5 protein-coding genes are annotated in these 4131 nt (G+C 63.4%); 3 read left to right on the forward strand and 2 right to left on the reverse strand.

Features of this window, described 5'->3' with window-relative positions; genetic code table 11:
- Window positions 1-783, forward strand: a 783-nt coding sequence (locus VIW95_RS03775) for a mannose-1-phosphate guanylyltransferase (protein WP_331584080.1), incomplete at its 5' end; no start/stop codon positions are given.
- A gap of 34 nt (window positions 784-817) precedes the next feature.
- Here VIW95_RS03775 and VIW95_RS03780 read toward each other — a convergent pair.
- Both VIW95_RS03780 and VIW95_RS03785 read right to left on the reverse strand, forming a co-directional pair.
- A complete protein-coding gene (locus VIW95_RS03780) occupies window positions 818-1285 on the reverse strand; it encodes a hypothetical protein (RefSeq protein WP_331584081.1) in 468 nt (155 codons plus the stop codon).
- A gap of 90 nt (window positions 1286-1375) precedes the next feature.
- A complete protein-coding gene (locus tag VIW95_RS03785; protein WP_331584082.1) occupies window positions 1376-1915 on the reverse strand; it encodes a hypothetical protein in 540 nt (179 codons plus the stop codon).
- Window positions 1916-1999: 84 nt separating this feature from the next.
- Here VIW95_RS03785 and VIW95_RS03790 point away from each other — a divergent pair, with 84 nt between their 5' ends.
- The gene (locus VIW95_RS03790) at window positions 2000-2482 is read left to right on the forward strand and encodes an adenosine-specific kinase (RefSeq protein ID WP_331584083.1); all 483 of its coding nucleotides are present in this window, start codon (window positions 2000-2002) and stop codon (window positions 2480-2482) included.
- A 79-nt stretch (window positions 2483-2561) separates the two neighbouring features.
- Window positions 2562-4131, forward strand: a 1570-nt coding sequence (locus VIW95_RS03795) for a transglycosylase domain-containing protein (RefSeq protein WP_331584084.1), incomplete at its 3' end; no start/stop codon positions are given.

Consider the following 4131-nt stretch of genomic DNA (forward strand, 5'->3'; position numbering starts at 1 on the left):
GCCGTCGCCATCGCCTATGGCGCCGCGACCATCGCGCGCCGGCTCGGCGAGGGAGTCATCGCGTCGGTGGCGGCTGACCACTACATTGCGACCGGCGAGCAATATCGCCGCACGCTGGCCGATGCGATCGCGCTGGCCGCGTCGAATCATTCGATAGTTGCGATTGGAATTCCGCCGACTCGTCCCGAAACCGGTTACGGCTACCAGAAGATTGGCGCAAAGGTCGGAGCCGGATTCCGAATTGAGCAGTTTGTCGAGAAACCGCCGCTCGCGATCGCACGCCGGATGCTGAAAAGCGGGCGCTATTTGTGGAACGCCTCGATGTTCGTTGCTTCGACGCAAACGCTGGCGCTCGAGTTCGCCGCGCATTCCCCGGCGCTCGGCATCGCTGCGGAAAAGCTCGCCCGACTGCCGCGGACGAAACTCGCGCGCGCGTACGGCCGGCTGCGGTACGATTCCTTCGACCGCGTGATCATGGAGAAGAGCGCCAACGTGCTCTCTGTGCGCGCGCGATTTTCCTGGCATGACGTGGGCTCGTGGGACGGGCTGTGGGACGCGGTCGCCGGCGCTGACGGCAATGTGATTCGCGGCAATGCGATCGCGTTCGAGTCGGAGCGCGTGCTTGCGCATCCGGATTCGCGCCTGATGGTGCTGTTCGGCGTGCGCGATCTGATCGTAGTCGATACTGGCGACGCGCTCCTGATCGCGCATCGCGATCGCTCGCCGCAGTTGGGTCGCGTCACCGAGGAGCTCAGGCGGCGGGGGTTGGAGCGGTACCTGTAAGAGAACCTGACGCGGGGCTGCGCACCCCGCATAACTAGTCGAGCGCCATCGCGTCGCACATCATTGCGAGCTTGCGCAGCTCGCTCTCGCGAACTTCATCTTCAATCGCCAGCTCCAGCAGCGTCGCCGCAACGCCGTCGTCGACCGACTCCCACCGCATCGCGTTCAGCCGCAGTTCAGCCGCCAGCTCGCCCAGCACCTCGAGGTCGCCGCTCAGGCGCGCCCAGTTGTTCGAGCCGTCATGCAGCGCGGCTTCCGGCAATTTCGCCCAGACATTGTTGTCGGCGAGAATCGAGTGAAGCACCTTGAGGTGCCCGGCTTCCTTTTCGGCGAGGGCTTCGACTCCGGTCTTTATATTCGACGAAGTCAGTGAAGCGTGACGCTTCAGGCGCTCGATGAGTCCCTGGTTGCGCCCGGCGATCGCGGCCAGTTCCTCGAGCAATTCCGCGCGCGCCGAGGCCGGCGCAAACAATCTCTGAAAAAATCCCATGCCAGTGGCCATCTCCCCACCCGATGCGCGTTGTTGTCATCTCGATGCGTGGCGCATCGCGACAATAGCTATTGGCATCGAAGGTGCCCCTGTCAAGGGAGGCTACGAATTGAACAGCGCGCGCACCAGCGACGATTCGCGCTGAAAGAATCCTCGCGTGTGGTATGAATCCTCGAGTCGCAGATGAGCGTAATCAAGGTAGTGCCCGATTTCATGCATCAGCGTGCGCACGAAAGTCTTCGGCTTGACGACGTCGTGGCGCTGCGCCGTGCGCATCCAGAGCACGATGTACGGCTGCCTGCGCAGCCGCGGATCGTAAGGATAGAACAGGCCGTGCAGCTCGCCGCGCGTGTTGCGGGGACGCACGCCGCGCACCTCGACGTTGACCGGCGGCGTCGCGAGGCCCCGGCAAACTTCCGCTGTCAGCGCGCGCGCGCAGGTGGTGCAGGCCGCCAGGTTGCCGGTTTCGAGCACCCGCATCAGCGCGTCAAGCGAGTTGCGCGCCGCGACGCTCGCGACGTAGTCGAATCGCTCGACGCTCTCGCTCTTCAGGTATGTTCGCTGTGCGCGCGACGAGAGCCGGTAGAAATACGACGGCAGCCGTGTCCCGGAATTCGCGCGAAGTGTCAGTCCCGTCCCCACCACGCCTCCATCGCCGGATACTCACTTCCCGGCACCACGTCAACGAGACTATCATCCGCGCAATAGTTACTAGGGGCAAGCACTATGCAACTGAGTATTGTCGAAATCGCAAAACCCGCCGACGCCAACCTGATCGTCGGCCAGGCGCACTTCATCAAGACGGTCGAGGACGTTTACGAGGCCCTGGTGCAGGCTGTCCCGGGCATCAAGTTCGGGCTGGCGTTCTGCGAGGCGTCGGGGCCTTGCCTGATTCGGCATACGGGCACCGACCCTGCGCTCGAGAATTCTGCGGTCCAGGCGGCCTCGGCGATTGGGGCGGGTCACGTGTTCGTCGTGATTCTCGGCAACGCCTTTCCGGTCAACGTGCTCAATCAGATCAAGTCGGTGAGCGAAGTGTGTACGATCTTTTGCGCGACCGCGAACCCGCTGCGCGTGATTGTCGCAGAGGAAGCGGGCGGACGCGGTGTCGTCGGCGTCATCGACGGCAGTTCGCCCAAAGGCGTCGAGGCCGTCGGCGATCAGGCGGAGCGGCGCGCGATGCTCCGGCGATTCGGCTACAAACAATAGAAGTCGCTTGCGAATGGAAGTGCCATAATGGATCAGCTTTCGAGACGCGGTTAACGAACTGATGAGGCGGTAAACTCTGATGAGTGGTGGCGGGCGGCAGCCAGCGAAATCGAATCCGGCGAAGAAGAAACCGCACGAGTGGCGAATTCGCGGATGGCGCGTGCGAAATCTCGCCGCCGGCGGATTCCTGCTCGCGTTCTTCGCGCTCGGATTTTACCTCGCTCAGCTGTACGGTCAGATTTCTGCGCTGATCGAACAGCGCCGCGCCGCACTCACCTCCGCGATTTTTTCCGCTCCATTCCCGATCCGCGCCGGCGACGACCTCGATCGCAGCGGATTGCTCGATCGCCTCGCTCAGTTGAGCTATTCGCCGGTCGCGTCGGCTGATTCTCCCGGAGAGTACACCCGGGCGAAGAACGCAATCGCGATTTACCTGCGCGCTTTTCAAGTCGGTGCCAGGCAGTATCCGTCCGAGATGGTTCGCATCGCGCTGCAAGGCACGCGAATCGCCGGCGTGGCAGATTCGTTCGGCGTCGCCAAGTCGGACGCGATGCTCGAGCCTGAAGTCATCGGCCGCTTACTGCCCGGCGCGCCCGCCGAACGCGTCGAGGTGCAGCTCGGCCAGCTCAAGCCCTACCTGGTCAAGGGACTGCTGGCCAACGAGGATCGTTATTTCTACTACCATCCGGGAATCGATCCGATCCGAATCGTCGAGGCCGCGATTTCCGATTTTCGCTCGCATCGCCTCGCCCAGGGCGCCAGTACGCTCACCCAGCAACTCGCGCGCACCTTTATGGAACGGCACGAGCGCAGCTTCAGCCGCAAGTTCCGCGAGCTGGCCGTCGCCGCGGTGCTCGAGATTCGCTTGAGAAAAGACGAGATCCTCGAACGCTACATCAACGACGTGCCGATGGGCGAATACGAGGGTACCCCGATCGACGGGATGCCGCAGGCCGCGCGATATTTTTTTAACAAGGATCTGTCCGAGGTGACCCCGGCGGAAGCGGCGACGCTGATCGGAATGATCCAGGCTCCCACCCTCTACGACCCGCGGCGTCATCCCGATTCTTGCCGCAAGCGGCGCGATAGCGTGCTCGCAGTCATGAAGCGCGCCGGCGTGATCGACGACCCCACCTACACCGCTGCCGTCGCGACGCCGATCCAAATCACCAAGCCGCCCGGGCTGCGCCGCGCGCCGTATTTCACCGACTTCGTGACCGCGTTCGTTGCCAGGATTCCCGGCTTCGACGGTCATTTCGAAGGACTCAAGGTTTACACTACCCTGGACACCGAACTTCAGAGCGACGCGGTTGATGCCGTGACCGACAATATCGCGGCGCTCGAGAAGAACCACAAGCGCCTGCGCCGCGCCAAGGCTGACGGCCGGCTGCAGACCTCGATGGTCGCGATGGACGCGGAGACCGGCGCGATTCGGGCGATGATCGGCGGGCGCGACTATTCCGAGAGCCAGTTCAATCGCGCGGCCAATGCCGAGCGTCAGCCGGGATCCGCGTTCAAGCCGATTGTGTATCTGGCGGCGCTCGATCCGGACCGCGCACCCTTCTCGCCGCCTCTCACGCTCGCGTCGGTGTTGCCCGACGAGCCAATGTCGTTCAACGGATGGACGCCCGCGAACTACGAAAAAACCT

It is taken from the genome of Binatus sp. (SeqCode) (assembly GCF_036522015.1).
GTDB lineage: Bacteria > Desulfobacterota > Binatia > Binatales > Binataceae > Binatus.

Bases quoted from the DNA above. Each gene is read 5' to 3' on its own strand.
- VIW95_RS03780 (WP_331584081.1), bottom strand. From the start codon at position 1,285: ATGGCCACTGGCATGGGATTTTTTCAGAGATTGTTTGCGCCGGCCTCG.
- VIW95_RS03790 (WP_331584083.1), top strand. From the start codon at position 2,000: ATGCAACTGAGTATTGTCGAAATCGCAAAACCCGCCGACGCCAACCTG.